We start from the raw sequence: 17293 nt of genomic DNA on the forward strand, positions 1-17293 counted from the left end.
GAAGACTGGGAGTCATGACGTCTTCCCCTGCGCAACGCGTGGTCATGCGGCGTGCCGACGGAAGTCCGATCAGCATCCTGGTGGTCGACGACGAAGCCGTGCTCGCCGAGATGGTGTCGATGGCGCTGCGCTACGAGGGCTGGGAGATCACCACCGCCGGTGACGGCGCGTCGGCGATTGCCGCGGCCCGCAGCGCGCGCCCCGACGTCGTCGTGCTCGACGTGATGCTGCCGGACATGAGCGGCCTGGACGTGCTGCGCCGACTCCGGGAGGACAACCCGGCGCTGCCGGTGCTGCTGCTGACCGCCAAGGACGCCGTCGAAGACCGGATCGCCGGTCTGACCGCCGGCGGCGATGACTACGTCACCAAACCGTTCAGCATCGAAGAGGTGGTGCTGCGGTTGCGTGCGCTGCTGCGCCGCACCGGGGTCACCACCGAGGACAGCGGCGCGCAGATCGTGGTGGGGGATCTGGTGCTCGACGAGGACAGCCACGAGGTGACCCGCGCCGGGGAGCCGATCACGTTGACCTCCACCGAGTTCGAGTTGCTGCGGTTCATGATGCGCAACCCCAAGCGGGTGCTGTCCAAAGCGCAGATCCTCGACCGGGTGTGGAGCTACGACTTCGGTGGCCGGTCCAACATCGTCGAGCTCTACATCTCCTATTTGCGCAAGAAGATCGACAACGGCAGAACACCGATGATCCACACCCTGCGGGGGGCCGGGTATGTCCTCAAACCCGCAGGCTGACACCGAGATTCGGCGCAGCCGCCGCGCTCCCGGCAACTGGTCGTTGAGCACCCGGCTGATGGTGGGCCAGATCCTGCTGCTGGTGCTGGTCTGCATCGGCATCGGCGCGGTCACCGAAGTCGCCTTGCGGCAATACCTGGTGGCCCAACTCGACCAGAGCCTGACCGAGATCTCGCACCGCTCGACGGTGCTGTCCAGCTTCCCGCCACCGCCGATCGGCCCGGACGGCACCGGCCGGCCCTACCGCCGGCCCGGCCCGGGTCCGGACTTCCTGGACGCGCCCGGGCAACCGGTCGGGTTGATCGCCGTCGTCGTGCACCGCGGCGGCCGACTGGAGGCCGGTCTGCTCACCAGCGCCGGCGACCGGGCTGCGCTGCCCGACCCGGCCGTCGAGACGCTCACCGCACTGGAGCCCGGCGCCCGCCCGGTCGCCGTCGACCTCGATGAGTTGGGCAGTTACCGGGCGATCGCCGCGCAGGACCGCGGCGGCGACGTCATCGTCACCGCGATGCCGATGTCCGACGTCAACGCCACCATGCTGCGGGTGCTGCTGATCTTCGTGGTGGTCGCGGTCGCCACGGTGTTGATCGCCTCGACGGTCGGGGCGATGATCACCCGTCGCGCGTTGACGCCGCTGACCCGGGTCGCGGCCACCGCCCGCGAGGTCGCGAACCTGCCGTTGGACCGCGGCGAGGTCGAGCTGCCGGTCCGGGTGTCCGAGCCGGACACCAACCCGAACACCGAAGTGGGACAGATGGGTTCGGCGCTGAACCGGATGCTCGACCACATCGCGGCCGCGCTGTCGACCCGGCAGGCCAGCGAGACCCGGGTCCGCCAGTTTGTCGCCGACGCCAGCCATGAACTGCGTACCCCGCTGACCGCGATCCGCGGCTATTCCGAACTGGTGCAGCGGCACCGCAGTGAGCTGCCCGACGAAGTCGCGCACGCCATGGGTCGGGTGTCCTCGGAAGCCAAGCGGCTCTCCAGTCTGGTCGAAGACCTGCTGCTGCTGGCCCGGCTGGATTCCGGACGTCCGCTCGAACAGGAGCCAGTTGACCTGTCGCAGTTGGCGATCGATGCGGTCAGCGATGCGCACGTGGCCGGCGCAGATCATGAGTGGAACCTGGATCTGCCCGAGGAACCGGTCACCGTGACCGGCGACACCGCCCGACTGCACCAGGTGCTGACCAACCTGCTGGCCAACGCCCGGGTGCACACACCGCCGGGCACCACCGTGACGGTGTCGCTGACCCCGGAACCCGATGCCGCGGTGCTGCGGGTCGCCGACGACGGTCCCGGCATCCCGACCGAGTTGCAGTCGGAGGTGTTCGAACGCTTCGCGCGCGGCGATACCTCGCGATCCAGAAACGCCGGCAGCACCGGACTGGGGTTGGCGATCGTGGCGGCCGTGGTACGGGCCCATGGCGGCAGCATCGACGTGCAAAGCCGGCCCGGGGACACCGAATTCGTGGTTCGGCTGCCGTTCACAGCCGGCGCATAGCCGTCGCTCATGTCGGGGCCACGCTGATCGGGCAGGCTGGATCGGTGACCGTGACCTGCCCCGTGCCCACCGCCGGGCAAGTCCACACCCCGCCCGAAGTTCGGCGCAGCCGCCGCGAGCTGATCGCCGTCGTTGCGCTGCTGTGCACGACGGGGGTGCTCTATTTGTGGAACCTGGGCGAAAGTGGCTGGGCCAACGGCTTCTACGCGGCTGCCGTGCAGGCCGGATCGCAGAACTGGACGGCATGGCTGTTCGGTTCCAGTGACGCGGCCAACGCGATCACGGTCGACAAGACCCCGGGCGCGCTGTGGGTCATGGGTTTGTCGGTGCGGCTGTTCGGGTTCAACCCGTGGAGCATGCTGGTGCCGCAGGCGCTGATGGGCGTCGCCGCGGTCGGGGTGCTCTACGCCGCGGTGCGGCGCAGCTGCGGTCCGCGGGCCGCGCTGCTGGCCGGTGCGGTACTGGCGTCGACGCCGGCCGCTGCGCTGATGTTCCGGTTCAACAACCCGGACGCGTTGCTGGTGTTGAGCATGGTGCTGGCCGGCTACTGCACGCTGCGCGCGATCGAACGCGGCAGCAGCCCGTGCTGGATGCCGGCCGCCGGCCTGGCGCTGGGCGTGGGTTTTCTGGCCAAGATGCTACAAGCCTTCCTGGTGGCACCGGTGCTGGCCGTGGTATTCCTGGTGTGCGCGGACATGGCGCGCCGAGTCCGCCTGCTGCGGCTGACGGCGGGGGCGGCGGCGCTGCTGGTTTCGGCCGGCTGGTATCTGCTGCTGGTGGCACTGTGGCCCGCTGATTCCCGCCCGTACATCGGTGGTTCACAACACAATTCGGTCATCGAGCTGGCGCTGGGCTACAACGGCGTGGGCCGACTCACCGGCGCCGAGACCGGCGGGCTGGGCAACCTCAACTTCGACGTCGGCTGGGCCCGCCTGCTGGGCGGGGAGATGGGCAACCAAATCGGCTGGCTGTTGCCGGCCGCGGTGATCGGGTTGGTCGCGGGGCTGATCATCACCCGGCGGGCACCACGCACCGACCCGGTTCGGGCCGCACTGCTGGTGTGGGGTGGCTGGCTGCTGGGCACCGCGGCGGTGTTCAGCTACATGAACGGCATCGTGCACCCGTACTACACGGTGGCGTTGGCGCCGGCGGTGGCCGGCTGCGTGGGCATCGGCGGCGCGCTGCTGTGGGACCGGCGGGCCGATCCGCGTGCAGCGCTCACCCTGGCCGGTGCGGTCGCGCTCACCGGTGTCGTGAGCTACCAACTGCTGCAGCGGTATTCGGAGTGGTTGCCGTGGCTGCGCCCGGTGCTGCTGATCGCCGCGCTGGCCGCCGCGGTGCTGCTGTTGGTCAACCACCGGTTGCCGGATCGCGCGGTGCGCGTGGTGGCCGGGGTCGCCGTCGCGGTCCTGCTGACCGGCCCGGCCGCGTTCTCGGTGGCCACCGCGGCCACGCCGCACAGCGGTGCCATCCCGTCGGCCGGCCCGAGTTCGGGGTTCGGCGGGCCGCCCGGTTTCTTGTCGCTGTCGCAGCCCGGGCCCGCGCTGGTTGCCGTCGTCGGCGCCGACGCGGATCGATACACCTGGGCGGCCGCGGCTGTCGGCTCCAACAACGCCGCCGGCTACCAGCTGGCCACCGGGGCACCGGTGCTGGCGGTCGGCGGTTTCAACGGCACCGATCCGGCACCCACGCTGGCGCAGTTCCAGGACCTGGTGGCGCACCGGCGCATCCACTACTTCGTCGGCGGGTCGATGCCGGGGCCGAAGCCCGCCGAGCACGGCGGCAGCGATGCGGCCGAACGGATCGCACAATGGGTGGCCGGCAATTTCCCGGTGACCAGCATCGACGGCGTCTCGGTCTACGACCTGTCCTGATTCACAGCCGACGCATAGCAAGCACCAACTCTCGACCCACGCCGGTCGCCCAGGATCGAAGTCATGACGAGCGCAGTGGACCGCGACGACGCGACAACCCGGGTCATCGAACCTGCCGCACGGTCCACCCGCACCGCCCGCCGCAATGCGGTCCAGGTCGCCGCCGAACGCGGCGTGCCGGTGCTCGACGTCGTCGTCCCGGTCTACAACGAGCAGGTCGCGCTGGCCGATTCGGTGCGCCGGCTGCATGACTACCTGCGCGCGCAGTGCCCGTTCAGCTTCCGGATCACGATCGCCGACAACGCCAGCGTCGACGGCACCCCGCGGATCGGCGCCGCGCTGGCCGGCGAACTCGACGAGGTGCGCTACTGCCGGTTGGAGCGCAAGGGCCGCGGCGCCGCGCTGCACCAGGTGTGGTCGGATTCGGATGCGCCGGTGCTGGCCCACATGGACGTCGACCTGTCCACCGACCTGGCCGCGCTACTGCCGCTGGTCGCGCCGTTGATCTCCGGGCACTCCGACGTCGCGATCGGCAGCAGGCTGTCCCGCGGCGCCCGGGTGGTGCGCGGACCCAAACGCGAGATCATCTCGCGCTGCTACAACCTGATCCTGCGCTCGACGCTGTCGGCGCGCTTCTCCGACGCCCAGTGCGGGTTCAAGGCGATCCACGCCGACGCCGCCCGGGCGCTGCTGCCGCATGTCGAGGACACCGGCTGGTTCTTCGACACCGAACTGTTGGTGCTGGCCGAACGCACCGGGCTGCGCATCCACGAGGTGCCGGTGGACTGGGTCGACGACCCGGACAGCCGGGTCGACATCGTGGCCACCGCGGTCGCCGACCTCAAGGGCGTGGCCCGGCTGGCCAAGGGCTTCGCGACCGGCGACATCCCGGTGGCCGCGATCGCCGCGCAGTTCGGCTCCAGCACCCGGGCGGCGGCGCCGCGGTCGCTGCTGCGCCAAGGCGTGTTCTTCGCGACCGTCGGGATCTGCAGCACGGTCGCCTACCTGGTGCTCTATCTGGCGCTGCGGGCCGGGTTGGGTGCCCAAGGCGCAAACCTGGTGGCGCTGCTGGCCACCGCGATCGCCAACACAGCCGCCAACCGGCGCTTCACGTTCGGGGTGCGGGGCCGCGGCGGTGCGGTGCGCCACCACGTCGAAGGTCTGGTGGTGTTCGGCATCGGGCTGTCGCTGACCAGTGCCGCACTGGCCCTGTTGCACGCCACCGGCGAGCCGGCACGGGTGGTCGAACTCGTCGTGCTGGTGGCTGCCAACCTGATGGCCACCGTGCTGCGGTTCGTGCTGCTGCGCGGCTGGGTGTTCCATCCGCAGCGACTCCGTCGACGCCGCGAGGTCAGGAACCAAGCACGATGACGGTGATGACCGCCGACAACGACACCGACACCGCGACCGACGACGCCGCGCCGGATGCGGCCCCGGCAGCCGCCCCACGTTCGGGCTGGCGGCGACTGTTGCTGGGCACCGGCGATGCGCCGCGCTGGGAGCGCCCGGGCCTGCTGGGGCTGCTGACGCTGACCGCCGTGCTCTACCTGTGGAATCTGAATGCCCTGGGCTGGGCCAACGAGTTCTACGCCGTCGCAGTGCAATCCGGCACGCAGGACTGGAAGGCGCTGCTGTTCGGCTCGTTGGACCCGGGCAACGTGATCACCGTGGACAAGCCGCCGGCCGCGCTGTGGGCGATGGCGCTGTCCGGTCGGCTGTTCGGGTTCAGCACGGCCAGCATGCTGGTGCCGCAGGTACTGATGGGGGTGACCGCGGTCTGGTTGCTGTTCGCCGCGGTGCGCCGCACCAACGGTCCCGGTGCGGCTCTGGTGGCCGGCACCGCGATGGCGCTGACCCCGGTGGTCGCCTTGATGTTCCGGTACAACAACCCCGACGCGCTGCTGGTGCTGCTGCTGGTGGCCGCGGCCTACTGCGTGATCCGCGCGATCACCAGCGATCGCCATGCCACCCGCTGGATGGCGCTGGCCGGCGTGGCACTCGGGTTCGCATTCCTGGCCAAGCTGATGCAGGCGTTCGTGGTGATCCCGACGTTGGGCTTGGCGGTGTTGGTCGCGATGCCGGGCAGCGTCTGGGTGCGGCTGCGGGCACTGCTGGTCGGCGTGGTCGCCATGGTGGTCTCCAGTGCTGCGTTCATCGCGCTGGTCGACCTGTGGCCCGCCGACTCCCGGCCCTACATCGGCGGCTCCACCGACAACACGCTGCTGCAGCTCACGCTGGGCTACAACGGTCTGGGCCGGGTGCTCGGCGGCAACGGCAACCCCACCCACGGCTCCGGCGGCGCCGGGCCGGGTGGACCCGGCGGCGCGATGTTCGGCGGTGATCCCGGCATGTTCCGGATGTTCGGCGAGTCGATGGGTACCGAGGTGTCCTGGCTGCTGCCCGCCGCACTGATCGGCTTGCTGGCCGGGCTGTGGTTCACCCGGCGCGCGCCGCGCACCGATCACACCCGGGCGGCCCTGCTGGTGTGGGGCGGTTGGCTGGTCAGCACGGCGCTGGTGTTCAGCTACATGAAGGGCATCATGCACCCCTACTACACGGTGGCGCTGGCGCCCGGGGTGGCCGCCACCGCGGCGATTGCGGTGCGGGAAGCCTGGCGCGGCAAGGCGTTTGGCGGCGCGCGCCTGGTGCTCGGTCTGATGCTGGCCGGTACCGGGGTGTGGAACTACGTGCTGCTGCAGCGCACCCCGCACTGGTTGCCCTGGCTCGGCCCGACGGTGCTGATCGGTGCGATCACGGTGGCCGCGGTGCTGATCGTCGGCGCGCAGCAACTCGGCCGCTACACCGCGGTGCTGGCCGGCGCGGGTCTGCTGTTCGGCCTGGCGCCGACCGCGGCCTACACCGTGGAGACCGTGCTGCACAGCCACGGTGGTCCGATCCCCACCTCGGGTCCGCCGCGCAGCGCAGACGGCCAGCCCGCCGGCCCCGGCCCGGACGCCTTCGGCAGGTCCAATGAGCAGGTTCAGCAGCTGATCCGAGACTCCGAGACCCGTTGGGCGGCAGCGACTGTGGGCTCACCGCTGGCCGGCAGCCTGGCCTTGAGCACAGGCAAACCGGTGCTGGCGATCGGCGGCTTCATGGGCGGTGACCCGGCACCCACCCTGCAGCAGTTCCAGAAGTACGTCGCCGACGGCCAGATCCAGTACTTCGTCAGCTTCGGTGGTCGCGGCCCGGGCGGCCCGACCGGCGGCCCGGACAACGTCGGCACCCAGATCAGCGACTGGGTGCAGGCCAACTTCACCTTCACCACCATCGACGACCTGACGGTCTACCACCTGATCGGATAGCGCGATTCGGCGCCCGGCCGCAGTGGTCGGGGCGAAGATGGACGGATGGACTCAAACGCACCGTCGCCTGCCGTCACCGCCGCGCATGCCCGGGCAGCCGCGGAGTTGCCGTTCGCCGATACCGCCGACTTCGAGGACGCCGATCGTGGTTTCGTCGGTGCGCTGTCGCCATGTGTGGTCACCGCCGCCGACGGAAAGGTGGTGTGGGACAACGACGCGTACGCGTTCCTGACCGGAGACGCCCCGGCGACCGTGCACCCTAGTCTGTGGCGGCAGAGCATGCTGTGCGCCAAACAAGGCCTGTACCAGGTGGTCGACGGCGTGTATCAGATTCGCGGACTGGACCTCTCGAACATGACCGTCATCGAGGGTGACACCGGGATCATCGTCATCGACCCGCTGGTGTGCACCGAGACCGCCGCGGCCGCCCTGGGCCTGTACCGCGCGCATCGCGGCGATCGGCCGGTGGTCGCGGTCATCTACACGCACAGCCACGTCGACCACTTCGGCGGCGTGCTCGGGGTGACCACGCAGGCCGACGTCGACGCCGGGCGGGTCGCGGTGCTGGCGCCGGCCGGATTCGTCGAGCACGCCGTGCAGGAGAACGTCTACGCCGGCACCGCGATGGCGCGCCGCGCGGCCTACATGTACGGCGCACTGCTGGACCGCGGACCCGCCGACCAAGTGGGCTGCGGACTGGGGCAGACACCATCGGTGGGCGAAGTCGCCATCATCGTCCCGACCATCGACATCACCACCACCGGAGAAACGCATGTGATCGACGGCGTCGAGATCGAGTTCCAGATGGCGCCGGGCACCGAAGCGCCGGCCGAGATGCATTTCTACTTCCCGCGGTTCCGGGCGCTGTGCATGGCCGAGAACGCCACCCACAATCTGCACAACCTGCTCACCCTGCGCGGCGCGCTGGTGCGTGACCCGCACGCCTGGTCCGGGTATCTGACCGAAGCCATCGACACCTTCGCCGACCGCACCGACGTGCTGTTCGCCTCGCACCACTGGCCCACCTGGGGCCGGGCGCGCATCGTGGAATTTCTGTCCTTGCAGCGCGATCTGTACGCCTACCTGCATGATCAGACCCTGCGTCTGCTCAACCAGGGCCAGACCGGCATCGAGATCGCCGAAGAGTTCCGGTTACCGCCGGCGCTGGATCAGGCCTGGCACGCGCGCGGCTACTACGGTTCGGTCAGCCACAACGTCAAGGCGATCTACCAGCGCTACATGGGTTGGTTCGACGGCAACCCGGCCCGGCTGTGGCCGCACCCGCCGGAGGCGATCGGGCCGCGCTACGTCGCCGCGATGGGCGGCCCGGACGCCGTCGTCGCGCTCGCCCAGCAGGCCTACCACGACGGTGACTTCCGTTGGGCAGCAACGCTGTTGGATCACGTGATGTTCACCGATGAAAAACATGTGCCAGCGCGGGAGTTGTACGCGGCAACCCTGCGTCAGCTGGCATTCGGATCGGAGTGCGCCACCTGGCGCAACTTCTTCCTGTCCGGCGCCACGGAACTGCGCGACGGCAACTTCGGCACTCCCACCCAGGTGGCGTCGGCCTCGATGCTGCACCAACTGACCCCGGAGCAGATCTTCGACAGCCTGGCGATCAGGGTGAACGGGCCGCGAGCCTGGGATCTGGACCTGGCCATCGACGTCAGCTTCGCGGACCTGGCCGCCAACTACCGCCTGACGCTGCGCAACGGGGTGTTGGTCTATCGCCAGGCGCCCGTCGATCCGGACACAGCGGGAGTCTCGCTCGAACTCGATGATCGGGGTCAATTGGTGGCGCTGATGCTCGGCGACAGCACCGGAGCGGCGCCGCGCATGTCCGGCGACCCGGCGCTGCTGCAGGCCTTGATCGGCGTGCTGGATCAACCGGACCCGTCGTTCGACATCGTCACGCCGTGACGACCGGCAGTTGACCGATTCCGCGCAGACAGAACTGCACCAGATGTTCGACGTCGGCGGCCTGTGGCCGCTCCCCGGAACCGTGATAACGGCGCATGGTTCCGGTCGCACACAGGAACACCAGATCGGCGTCAGTGGCCGAACGGCCCAGCGCGGCAATGGGTTCGACCAGCAGGTTGCGCAGCGGTTCCATGATGTCGGTATCCAGCACGTGGCGGTACACCGCTGCTGACATCTGCCCGGTGGCGGCGCGGTTGGTGCTGATCAACTCGGGGTCGGCGACCTGGGCCAACACCCCCTCGATCCAGCGCGCAATCTTGCCGGCCGGATCGGACTCGACGGCCATCTGGTGTTCGAGCTGCACGGCCAGCAGCGTCACACCGCGTTTCATCACCGCCAGGATCAGATCGTCCTTACCGCCGAAGTGCCGGTAGAACGCCTTGTTCGACGATCCGGCCTCGGCCACGATGTCGCTGACCCGCGGGGCTTCGGGGGCCACCCGCTCCATCACCCGCACGGCGGCGGCCAGGATCCGCTCGACCTCGGAGTCCCCCATGGTCTCGCCCGTGGTCATACCGCTCCCCGCATGGCACCTATCGTTACACGGGCAACCGCGCCGATGAGTCCGACGTCAGCCGAGAGGAACCACACCATGCAACTGCTGCTGATCCGGCATGCGCTGCCGCACCGCAGCGCGCACGGGGCGGGATCAGACCCGGAATTGGCCCCGCAGGGCTGGGAACAGGCACGTCGGCTGCCCGAGGCGCTGGAACGGTTTCCGCTGGCCCGGCTGATCAGCAGCCCGCAGCGGCGCGCCGTGCAGACCGCGGCACCGGTGGCCGCCGCCCTCGGCCTCGACGTCGACGTCGACGAACGCCTCGCCGAGTACGACCGGGAGATGGCCGGCTACGTCCCGCTGGAGGACCTGCGCGCCGAGCGGCCCGAGGACTGGTCCCGGATGTCGCAGGGCCGGCTGCCGGCCGGCGTGGATGAATACGCCTTCCGCGCCCGGATCCAGGCGGCGTTGGCCGACATCGTGGCGGACACCCCGCACGACCAGACCGTGGCGACGTTCAGCCACGGTGGGGTGATCAACGTGGTGCTACATCAGATCCTCGGCACCGAGCGGTTGCTGTCGTTTCCGATCGACTACGCGTCGGTGACCCGGGTACTGTTCTCGCGCACCGGCGCGGCCAGCGTGGTGAGCGTCAACGGCAGTGAGCACGTGTGGGACTTGCTGCCGCGCAACCAGCGCCAGATCACTCCGTAGGATTGCCGGACCGGACGAGTCAGCGCAGGGCTTTCGCCGACCGCTTGGCGGCCCGGCGCAACTGGACCATCCGGACCGCGCCGACCGCGACGGTGAGCAGACCACCGGCCACAGCCGCGAACAGCAGCGCAATCCCCACCGGCAGTTCCTGCTCCCAGCTCAGGAAGGCGATCCGGGCCGGGTGCCAGTTCTGCAGGATGAAGATCAGCAGCACGATGAGAAGCAGGAAACCGAGGATCAGCGCGGTCCACAGCGCGCCGGCTCGGGTCAAGCCGATGTCGGGGTCCTGCGCGTGGGATGTCGGGTGATCGGCCGGGGGATCGGACGGTGCGGGCACGGATGGTTCGCTGCTCATGATCCCAATCTGCGCCGTTTCCGGCGCCGACGCAATCACCCACGCGGAGCGTCGGCATCCGGATACCTCGGAATATGCGGTTTACCAGCACGCCGCAGCGAATCCGGGTGCGCGGCCGCAGGCCCGGTTAGGGTCGACAGATGACCAGGCCACGCAGTCATGCGCGGCGGCTGCTGCTGGCCGTGTGCGCGGCGGTCGCGCTGGCTGCCGCCGCCTGCGGCAGTTCCAATCCGCTCGGCGGCGGCACCATCTCGGGTGATCTGAAGACCGTGGTCGTCGGGTCCGCGGACTTCCCGGAATCGAAGATCATCGCCGAGATCTACGCGCAGGCCCTGGAGGCCAACGGCTTCACCGTCGGCCGGCAATTCGGCATCGGCAGCCGGGAAACCTACATCCCGGCACTGCAAGATCACTCGATCGACCTGGTGCCGGAATACACCGGCAATCTGCTCAACTACTTCGATCCGGCGGCCGAGGCGACCCAACCCGACGACGTCGAACTCGCGCTGCATCGGGCGCTGCCGGGTGATCTGACGATGCTCACGCCGTCGCCGGCCGAGGACATCGACACCGTCGCGGTCACCGCCGAGACCGCACGCAACTGGAACCTGACCAGCATCGCCGATCTGGCCGCACATTCGGCCGAGGTCAAGCTCGGTGCGCCCTCGGAGTTCGCCAGCCGCACCGAGGGACTGCCCGGGCTGGCGGCCAACTACGGGCTGCACATCGCGCCGCACAACTTCATCGCGATCAGCGACGGCGGCGGCCCGGCCACCGTGCGCGCCCTGGTCGACGGCCGGGTCACCGCGGCCAACATCTTCAGCACCTCACCGGCGATCGCGCAGAACGATCTGGTGGTGCTGGCCGACCCGAAGCGCAACTTCCCGGCCGCCAACGTGGTTCCGGTGCTGAGCTCGCAGAAGCGTTCGCAGGCCATCAAGACCGTGCTGGACGCGGTGTCGGCAACGTTGAGCACCGAGGACCTGATCGCGCTGAACACCGCGGTGTCCGGCAACGACGGCGTGGACCCGGACGAGGCAGCGCGGAAGTGGGTGCAGGACAACGGCTTCGACAAACCGATCGGCGGCTAGATGATCTGCTTCGACGACGTCAGCAAGCGCTACGACGATGGCACGGTGGCCGTCGACCAATTGACGCTGGAAGTTCCGGAAGGCAAGTTGGCCGCGTTCGTCGGCCCGTCCGGCTGCGGCAAGACCACCTCGATGCGGATGATCAACCGGATGATCGACCCCAGCGCCGGGCGCCTGACGGTCGACGGCCGCGACGTCGCCGAGGTGGATCCGGTCAAGCTGCGGCTGGGCATCGGTTACGTGATCCAAAGCGCCGGGCTGATGCCGCATCAGCGGGTGATCGACAACGTCGCGACGGTCCCGGTGCTGCGCGGCCAGTCCCGACGAGCGGCCCGCAAGGCCGCCTACGGCGTACTGGAACGGGTGGGTCTGGATCCCAAACTGGCGCACCGCTATCCGGCGCAACTGTCCGGAGGGCAACAGCAACGCGTCGGGGTGGCCCGGGCCTTGGCGGCCGACCCGCCGATCCTGCTGATGGACGAGCCGTTCAGCGCGGTCGACCCGGTGGTACGTGACGAACTGCAAGCCGAGATCCTGCGACTGCAAGCCGAACTGCACAAGACCATCGTGTTCGTCACGCACGACATCGACGAGGCGGTCAAACTCGCCGACCTGGTCGCGGTGTTCGGCCCCGGCGGGGTGCTGCGCCAATACGACCCACCGGCGCGGCTGCTGTCCAACCCGGCCGACGACTTCGTCGCCGGGTTCGTCGGCGCCGACCGTGGCTACCGCGGGCTGCAGTTCTTCGGCGGCACCGATCTGCCGCTGCACGAAATCCGATGGGTCACCGAGACCGAACTGGACGCCATGCAGCTCGAAGCGGGCCAGTGGGCGCTGCTGATCGACCCGGACGGCAGCCCGTACGGCTGGATCGACGCCGCCGGGCTGGCGCTGCATCGCGACGGCCGGTCCCGGTATGACTCCAGCATCGCCGGCGGGTCGCTGTTCCGGCCCGGCGGGTCGCTGCGGGTGGCGCTGGATGCCGCGCTGAGTTCTCCGTCCGGGTTGGGTGTCGCGGTCGACGACGACGGCCGCGTGCTGGGCGGGATTCGCGCTGAAGACGTGCTGGCCGCGCTGGACCGGCAACGCGACGCGCGTCCGCGGAGCAGTTGATGCGCTACCTGCTGACCCATCTGGACAGCGCATGGGCGTTGACCGTGATCCACCTGCGGCTGTCGCTGATCCCGATCGTGGTGGGGTTGCTGATCGCGGTGCCGCTGGGGGCCTGGGTGCAGCGCAGCACGTTCTGGCGCCGGATCAGCACGGTGACCGCCAGCATCGTGTTCACCATCCCGTCGCTGGCGTTGTTCGTGGTGCTGCCGCTGATCATCCCGACCCGGATCCTCGACGAAGCCAACGTGATCGTCGCGCTCACCCTCTACACCGTCGCACTGCTGGTGCGCGCGGTCCCCGAGGCGCTGGACGCGGTGCCGGCCGCGGTGCGCGACGCGGCCACCGCGGTCGGCTATCGCCCACTGGTCCGGATGCTCAAAGTCGAACTGCCGCTGGCGCTTCCGGTGCTGATCGCGAGTCTTCGGGTGGTGGCCGTGACGAACATCTCGATGGTGGCGGTGGGTTCGGTGATCGGGATCGGCGGGCTGGGTACCTGGTTCACCGAGGGCTACCAGGCCGACAAGAGCAGTCAGATCATCGCCGGCATCATCGCGATCTTCGTGCTGGCGATCGTGGTGGACCTGCTGATCATGCTGGCCGGCCGAGTGTTGACACCGTGGGCGCGGGCCGGCCAACCCGCGGGCCTGATCGGCCGGTTCGGGGCGGCGGCATGAACTTCCTGCAGCAGGCGCTGTCCTACATCTTCACCGCCGCCAACTGGGCCGGCCCGGCCGGGCTGACCGCACGGATCCTCGAGCACCTGCAGTACACCGTGCTGGCGCTGGCCTGCTCGGCGTTGATCGCGATCCCGCTGGGCATGCTGATCGGGCACACCGGTCGCGGCACGCTGCTGGTCGTCACCGGGGTCAACGCGCTGCGCGCGCTGCCCACCCTCGGGGTGCTGCTGCTCGGCGTGCTGCTCTGGGGCCTGGGTCTGATCCCGCCGACCGTGGCGCTGATGCTGCTGGGCATCCCACCGCTGCTGGCCGGCACCTACTCCGGGATCGCCAACGTCGACCGGGGCGTGGTCGACGCGGCCCGCGCCATGGGCATGACCGAAACCCGGATCCTGATCCGGGTCGAGACGCCCAACGCGGCGCCGCTGATCCTGGGTGGGTTGCGCACCGCGACGCTGCAGATCGTGGCGACTGCGACCGTGGCCGCCTACGCCAGCCTGGGCGGGCTGGGCCGCTACCTGATCGACGGCATCAAAGTGCGTCAGTTCCACATCGCGCTGGTCGGCGCGCTGCTGGTGACCCTGTTGGCGCTGCTGCTGGACGCGGTACTGGCCTACGCGGTGTGGTTGTCGGCTCCCGGCACCGGCCGGCTGCCCGGCTCGGGACGCAGGTTGCCGCAACCGCTGCTCGACGACGAAGTGGCGCTGGCCGCCGATCTACCCAACCGGACTGCGAGGCCACGAGCGCGTCGCTTACGGTAGACCCGTGAGTGCAGCCAAAGCTCCGACCAGCAACGAGTGGCCCGCGGTCCTGACCTGGCGGGGACATGACTTGCCGCGGATGGAGTCGGTGCGGGTGCAGTTGTCCGGCAACCGGATCAAGGCGCACGGCCGGATCGTGTCGGCCGCCACCCCGGACGCCCCGGCGTTCAGCGCCTCCTATGACCTGGTCACCGACGAATCCGGGGCCACCAAACGGTTGTCGATGTCGCTGACCGCGGCCGACCGGGAACGTCAACTCTCGATCGCCCGGGACGAAGAGAACATGTGGTTGGTGCAGGCCGGCGGCGGGCAGACCTCGCGGGCCGCCTACGACGGCGCGTTGGACGTCGACGTGGTGTTCAGCCCGTTCTTCAACGCGCTGCCGATCCGGCGCACCGAGCTGTACCACCGCACCGATTCGGTGATGCTGCCGGTCGTCTACGTGCGGTTGCCGGACCTGGTGGTCGAGCCGGTCACGATCGGCTACGCCAGCACGGCCGGCGGCATCAAGCTGCAGTCGCCGGTGGCCGACACCACGATCACCGTGGACGCCGACGGGTTCATCCTCAACTATCCGGGCCTGGCAACGCGGATCTGATCACGCCGCCGGCCCGCCCGGCGGCGGCCAGCTCGGCGCGCCAGTCCGTTTCGCCGATCCGCACCGTCAAGATCTCCGGCCGGGAGAAGCTGTCGTAGCGGGTGCGCGCCGCGTGCCCCTCGTCGACCAGATCGGCCACATTGCCGTCGTCGACCAGGGTGCGCCGCGCCGCGGTGAGCAGTTCCAGCGTGCGATCCAACATGATCAGCAGGTCGGTGCTGTTGGCCTCGCACATCGCCCGCACCAACTCGGGCGCGGTGGCGGCCACCCGGGTGCCGTCCCGGAACGACCCCGCCGCCAGCGCGAACGCCAACGGCACTTCGCCGGCGGTGATCGCCATCGCCTCGGCGACCAGATGCGGCAGGTGCGAGATGGCGGCTGCGGCGGCGTCGTGCTCGTCAGAGACCGCCGGCACCACGAACGAACCGCACTCCAGGGCCAGCGTCATCACGTCGAACCAGATGTGTGGGTCGACGTGGTCGTCGACCATCAGCACCCAGGGCGCCCGGGAGAACAGCCGGGCATCGCCGGCCGCCCAACCCGAATGCGCGGTGCCGGTCATCGGGTGCCCGCCGACGAACCGCGGCAGCAGGCCCGCGGCCTGCACGGCGTCGCGCACCGCGCCTTTCACGCTGACCACGTCGGTCAGCGGATTGTCCGGCGCGGTGGCCGCGATCCGCTCCAGCAGAGCGGGCAGCGCGAACATCGGAACGGCCAGCACGATCAGCGCCTGGGTCTGCGCGGCGCGCTGCAACACCGCGGTCAGATCGGTGGACGCGTCGAAACCGTCGGCGCTGGCGGACTGGGCGCCGTCGACCGAACGGTTGTAGCCGAACGCCTCCCGGCCTGCGGCGACGGCGGCCCGCAGCAGCGAACCCCCGATCAGCCCCAAGCCCAGCACGCACACCGGTCTTCGTGTCACGGTCCAAGGTTGGCACATCTGCATCGGGCGCCATCCAATTACCTGGTCAACGGGGCATATCGGGGACTACCGTATGCGGCCATGGGAGTACAGCGGGCCTCCGCGTCCGACGCCGAGGCGTTCGACGGTTTCGGTGTGGCGGTGGTGCGTGAGGACGGCAAGTGGCGCTGCACGGCGTTGCGGCGTGCCGCGTTGCGCAGCCTGGCGGCCGCCGAGACCGAGCTGCGTGAGTTGCGCAGCGCCGGCGCGGTCTTCGGGCTGCTCGACATCGACGACGAGTTCTTCCTGATCGTGCGGCCGGCACCGTCGGGGACCAGGTTGTTGCTGTCGGACGCGACAGCGGCCCTGGACTACGACATCGCCGCCGAAGCACTCGAGCATCTGGACGCCGACATCGATGACGATGAGCTCGAGGATGCCGACCCGTTCGAGGAGGGCGACCTGGGAGTGCTGTCCGACCTGGGTCTGCACGAGGACGTGCTGCAGGTGATCCTCGGCGACGACGAGCTCTACGCCGACGAGCAGATCGTCCGGATCGCCGGGGAGATGGGTTTCGGCGACGAACTCGCGACGGTACTCGACAAGCTCGATCGGTGAGCCGGCCTGACGATGAGGCGCTGATCCGCGCTGCGCTTTCGGTTGCCGGCTCGGTGGGTCCGCGGGATGTGCCGATCGGGGCCGTAGTGGTCGACCCCGACGGGGTGGAGCTGGCCCGGGCCGCCAACGCGCGAGAAGCCCTGGGTGATCCGACCGCACACGCCGAGATCCTGGCCCTGCGCGAGGCCGCGCGGGTGTACGGGGACGGCTGGCGGCTGGAGGGCGCGACGCTGGCCGTGACCGTCGAGCCGTGCACGATGTGTGCGGGTGCGCTGGTGTTGGCTCGGGTGGCGCGGGTGGTATTCGGGGCGTGGGAACCCAAGACCGGTGCGGTGGGTTCGCTGTGGGACGTGGTGCGGGACCGTCGGCTCAACCACCGCCCGCAGGTGGTCGGCGGGGTGCTGGCCGAGGAGTGCGCAGGGCTGCTCGAGGACTTCTTCGCCCGCCAGCGCTGAGCCGGGCCCACCTCCGTCGAGAACCGCAGAAACCAGGCCCACCTCCGTCGTAGCCCCGGAAACCAGGCCCACCTCCGTCGTGAACCGTTAATTGTGAACGCA

17 protein-coding genes are annotated in these 17293 nt (G+C 69.7%); 14 read left to right on the forward strand and 3 right to left on the reverse strand.

Annotated elements, in window-relative coordinates; translation table 11 throughout:
* Window positions 1-44 precede the first annotated feature (44 nt).
* The 6 genes from AC5Y3P_RS13150 to AC5Y3P_RS13175 all read left to right on the forward strand — a co-directional run bounded on the left by AC5Y3P_RS13150 (window position 45) and on the right by AC5Y3P_RS13175 (window position 9352).
* Window positions 45-749, forward strand: a complete 705-nt coding sequence (locus tag AC5Y3P_RS13150) for a response regulator transcription factor (protein WP_500046412.1) — start codon at window positions 45-47, stop codon at window positions 747-749.
* Window positions 727-2250, forward strand: coding sequence for a sensor histidine kinase (locus AC5Y3P_RS13155; RefSeq protein WP_500046339.1), 1524 nt, complete (start codon window positions 727-729; stop codon window positions 2248-2250). Before AC5Y3P_RS13150 ends, AC5Y3P_RS13155 begins: the two co-directional genes overlap by 23 nt.
* Before the next feature lie 44 nt (window positions 2251-2294).
* Entirely contained in the window at window positions 2295-4124 is a 1830-nt protein-coding gene (locus tag AC5Y3P_RS13160; protein ID WP_500046340.1) for a glycosyltransferase family 39 protein, read from the forward strand.
* A 63-nt stretch (window positions 4125-4187) separates the two neighbouring features.
* Window positions 4188-5495, forward strand: a complete 1308-nt coding sequence (locus AC5Y3P_RS13165) for a bifunctional glycosyltransferase family 2/GtrA family protein (RefSeq protein WP_500046341.1) — start codon at window positions 4188-4190, stop codon at window positions 5493-5495.
* Window positions 5496-5500: 5 nt separating this feature from the next.
* Window positions 5501-7429 (forward strand): ArnT family glycosyltransferase, encoded by a 1929-nt coding sequence (locus AC5Y3P_RS13170; RefSeq protein ID WP_500046342.1) that lies wholly within the window; start codon window positions 5501-5503, stop codon window positions 7427-7429.
* A gap of 45 nt (window positions 7430-7474) precedes the next feature.
* Window positions 7475-9352, forward strand: coding sequence for an alkyl/aryl-sulfatase (locus tag AC5Y3P_RS13175; protein ID WP_500046343.1), 1878 nt, complete (start codon window positions 7475-7477; stop codon window positions 9350-9352).
* On the opposite strand, the gene AC5Y3P_RS13180 is transcribed toward AC5Y3P_RS13175, so the two are convergent.
* Complete coding sequence (locus AC5Y3P_RS13180; RefSeq protein WP_500046344.1) at window positions 9342-9926, reverse strand: TetR/AcrR family transcriptional regulator; 585 nt, start codon at window positions 9924-9926, stop codon at window positions 9342-9344. The genes AC5Y3P_RS13175 and AC5Y3P_RS13180 overlap by 11 nt on opposite strands.
* A 78-nt stretch (window positions 9927-10004) precedes the next feature.
* Between AC5Y3P_RS13180 and AC5Y3P_RS13185 the strand changes: the two genes are divergently transcribed.
* Window positions 10005-10622: a histidine phosphatase family protein gene (locus tag AC5Y3P_RS13185; RefSeq protein ID WP_500046345.1), complete on the forward strand. Its 618-nt coding sequence runs from the start codon at window positions 10005-10007 to the stop codon at window positions 10620-10622.
* A 19-nt stretch (window positions 10623-10641) separates the two neighbouring features.
* On the opposite strand, the gene AC5Y3P_RS13190 is transcribed toward AC5Y3P_RS13185, so the two are convergent.
* Window positions 10642-10977 carry a LapA family protein gene (locus AC5Y3P_RS13190; RefSeq protein ID WP_500046346.1) on the reverse strand — a complete coding sequence of 112 codons (336 nt, stop codon included), beginning with the start codon at window positions 10975-10977 and terminating at the stop codon, window positions 10642-10644.
* Window positions 10978-11117: 140 nt separating this feature from the next.
* On the opposite strand from AC5Y3P_RS13190, the gene AC5Y3P_RS13195 reads away from it, so the two are divergent.
* Genes AC5Y3P_RS13195 through AC5Y3P_RS13215 form a run of 5 tightly spaced genes read left to right on the forward strand, consistent with a single transcriptional unit; the run spans window position 11118 to window position 15217 of the window.
* Window positions 11118-12068, forward strand: a complete 951-nt coding sequence (locus tag AC5Y3P_RS13195; protein WP_500046347.1) for an ABC transporter substrate-binding protein — start codon at window positions 11118-11120, stop codon at window positions 12066-12068.
* On the forward strand, window positions 12069-13181 hold the full coding sequence (locus tag AC5Y3P_RS13200; RefSeq protein ID WP_500046348.1) for an ABC transporter ATP-binding protein: 1113 nt from the start codon (window positions 12069-12071) through the stop codon (window positions 13179-13181).
* Window positions 13181-13855, forward strand: coding sequence for an ABC transporter permease (locus tag AC5Y3P_RS13205; RefSeq protein WP_500046349.1), 675 nt, complete (start codon window positions 13181-13183; stop codon window positions 13853-13855). Before AC5Y3P_RS13200 ends, AC5Y3P_RS13205 begins: the two co-directional genes overlap by 1 nt.
* Window positions 13852-14619 carry an ABC transporter permease gene (locus AC5Y3P_RS13210; protein ID WP_500046350.1) on the forward strand — a complete coding sequence of 256 codons (768 nt, stop codon included), beginning with the start codon at window positions 13852-13854 and terminating at the stop codon, window positions 14617-14619. The genes AC5Y3P_RS13205 and AC5Y3P_RS13210 overlap by 4 nt, the downstream gene beginning before the upstream one ends.
* Before the next feature lie 4 nt (window positions 14620-14623).
* Window positions 14624-15217, forward strand: coding sequence for a putative glycolipid-binding domain-containing protein (locus tag AC5Y3P_RS13215; protein ID WP_500046351.1), 594 nt, complete (start codon window positions 14624-14626; stop codon window positions 15215-15217).
* Here the strand turns inward: AC5Y3P_RS13215 and AC5Y3P_RS13220 are convergent.
* The gene (locus AC5Y3P_RS13220) at window positions 15186-16124 is read right to left on the reverse strand and encodes a prephenate dehydrogenase (protein WP_500046413.1); all 939 of its coding nucleotides are present in this window, start codon (window positions 16122-16124) and stop codon (window positions 15186-15188) included. The genes AC5Y3P_RS13215 and AC5Y3P_RS13220 overlap by 32 nt on opposite strands.
* Before the next feature lie 96 nt (window positions 16125-16220).
* Here AC5Y3P_RS13220 and AC5Y3P_RS13225 point away from each other — a divergent pair, with 96 nt between their 5' ends.
* Together AC5Y3P_RS13225 and AC5Y3P_RS13230 are read left to right on the forward strand one after the other, a co-directional pair.
* On the forward strand, window positions 16221-16736 hold the full coding sequence (locus AC5Y3P_RS13225) for a tRNA adenosine deaminase-associated protein (RefSeq protein ID WP_500046352.1): 516 nt from the start codon (window positions 16221-16223) through the stop codon (window positions 16734-16736).
* Window positions 16733-17191: a nucleoside deaminase gene (locus AC5Y3P_RS13230; RefSeq protein ID WP_500046353.1), complete on the forward strand. Its 459-nt coding sequence runs from the start codon at window positions 16733-16735 to the stop codon at window positions 17189-17191. Before AC5Y3P_RS13225 ends, AC5Y3P_RS13230 begins: the two co-directional genes overlap by 4 nt.
* The last annotated feature ends 102 nt before the right edge of the window (window positions 17192-17293 follow it).

It is taken from the genome of Mycobacterium sp. NGS45 (assembly GCF_059812645.1).

What these genes read in the sequence shown, in the direction of transcription:
- AC5Y3P_RS13210 (WP_500046350.1), top strand. Translation starts at nt 13,852, where the DNA reads ATGAACTTCCTGCAGCAGGCGCTGTCCTACATCTTCACCGCCGCCAAC.
- AC5Y3P_RS13155 (WP_500046339.1), top strand. Translation starts at nt 727, where the DNA reads ATGTCCTCAAACCCGCAGGCTGACACCGAGATTCGGCGCAGCCGCCGC.
- AC5Y3P_RS13180 (WP_500046344.1), bottom strand. Translation starts at nt 9,926, where the DNA reads ATGACCACGGGCGAGACCATGGGGGACTCCGAGGTCGAGCGGATCCTG.
- AC5Y3P_RS13225 (WP_500046352.1), top strand. Translation starts at nt 16,221, where the DNA reads ATGGGAGTACAGCGGGCCTCCGCGTCCGACGCCGAGGCGTTCGACGGT.
- AC5Y3P_RS13170 (WP_500046342.1), top strand. Translation starts at nt 5,501, where the DNA reads ATGACCGCCGACAACGACACCGACACCGCGACCGACGACGCCGCGCCG.
- AC5Y3P_RS13150 (WP_500046412.1), top strand. Translation starts at nt 45, where the DNA reads ATGCGGCGTGCCGACGGAAGTCCGATCAGCATCCTGGTGGTCGACGAC.
- AC5Y3P_RS13165 (WP_500046341.1), top strand. Translation starts at nt 4,188, where the DNA reads ATGACGAGCGCAGTGGACCGCGACGACGCGACAACCCGGGTCATCGAA.
- AC5Y3P_RS13195 (WP_500046347.1), top strand. Translation starts at nt 11,118, where the DNA reads ATGACCAGGCCACGCAGTCATGCGCGGCGGCTGCTGCTGGCCGTGTGC.
- AC5Y3P_RS13205 (WP_500046349.1), top strand. Translation starts at nt 13,181, where the DNA reads ATGCGCTACCTGCTGACCCATCTGGACAGCGCATGGGCGTTGACCGTG.
- AC5Y3P_RS13185 (WP_500046345.1), top strand. Translation starts at nt 10,005, where the DNA reads ATGCAACTGCTGCTGATCCGGCATGCGCTGCCGCACCGCAGCGCGCAC.
- AC5Y3P_RS13175 (WP_500046343.1), top strand. Translation starts at nt 7,475, where the DNA reads ATGGACTCAAACGCACCGTCGCCTGCCGTCACCGCCGCGCATGCCCGG.
- AC5Y3P_RS13190 (WP_500046346.1), bottom strand. Translation starts at nt 10,977, where the DNA reads ATGAGCAGCGAACCATCCGTGCCCGCACCGTCCGATCCCCCGGCCGAT.
- AC5Y3P_RS13200 (WP_500046348.1), top strand. Translation starts at nt 12,069, where the DNA reads ATGATCTGCTTCGACGACGTCAGCAAGCGCTACGACGATGGCACGGTG.